Origin of the sequence: uncultured Pseudoxanthomonas sp., from assembly GCF_947498795.1 — a bacterium.
Classification (GTDB): domain Bacteria; phylum Pseudomonadota; class Gammaproteobacteria; order Xanthomonadales; family Xanthomonadaceae; genus Pseudoxanthomonas_A.
In genome coordinates, this window is record NZ_CANMLQ010000029.1 from 1 (window position 1) to 1,023 (window position 1,023).

Consider the following 1,023-nt stretch of genomic DNA (forward strand, 5'->3'; position numbering starts at 1 on the left):
TGTGTAAACCCACCACGTTGTTCAGTGGGATTCGGGTGATGGGTGGCCTGTAGCCAAGGCTGGCATGTGGTCGATGCCAGTTGTAGTGATGAAGCCAGCCCTGCAGCGCGTGGGCTCGCTGTTCGGAGTTGGCGTATGAGCGGGCGTAGGCCCATTCGCGCAGGCTGGTCTGCACCAGCCGCTCAGCCTTGCCGTTGGTGCGTGGGGTGTAGGGGCGCGTGCGCAGGTGGCGCATGCCCAACCGACGGACCAGACGCCGGAAGCTACGCGATCTGTAGCAGGCGCCGTTGTCGGTCAGGACGCGCTCGAATTGCACGCCCAAGCGTCGGTAGTAGCGCACCGTCCGCAACAGCGCCCTGCACGCGCTACTACCGCGCTCGTCCGGCTCGATGGAGCCGAACGCCACGCGGGAGTGGTCATCGATGGCCAGATGGACGTATTCCCAGCCGATGCCATCGGAGTTGACTTGGCGATTGCCGGTGACCCGATGCCCCGGCTGTCGGAAACGAGCAAGCTTCTTGATGTCCAGATGCAGCAGCTGGCCGGGCAAGGCGTATTCGTAGCGGTTCTCCGGCGCTGCCGGCTGCAGTTCGGCCAAGCGGTGCAGGCCGGCGCGACGCAGCAGCCGGGCGATGGTGCTCGGGGCAACAGGCAGTTGCCCGGCGATCTGCCGATACGTCTGCCGTGAGCGGCGGCGCTCGATGACGTGCTGCACAATCTCCTGTGGCGTGGCATGCGGGCAGGAACGTGGCCGAGAGGACCGGTCGACCAAGCCTTGCGGACCTTCCTCCTTGAACCGTCTGAGCCACTTGTAGGCCGTGCGGACGCTGACACCGGCCGCATGCGCTGCTTCTTCGACGCGAAGGCCCTGAACAAGGATGCGGTCCACGAGCAGGGCTCGACCGCGCGGGCTCAAACGGGCATGTTTATGCAGGTTCATCCGGGGCTCCTGGGGGCTGGGTTGGCTTCGCAACCCCCATCTTCCAGAGATGCCCCGGATGAACAACCTACCGAGAGATCACA

The 1,023-nt window shown here is 65.1% G+C and carries 1 protein-coding gene; it reads right to left on the reverse strand.

Going from position 1 to position 1,023, the window contains the following annotated elements:
- On the reverse strand, positions 1-940 hold a 940-nt coding region (locus Q0907_RS18965; protein ID WP_162111487.1), incomplete at its 3' end, for an IS481 family transposase.
- Between the last annotated feature and the right edge of the window lie 83 nt (positions 941-1,023).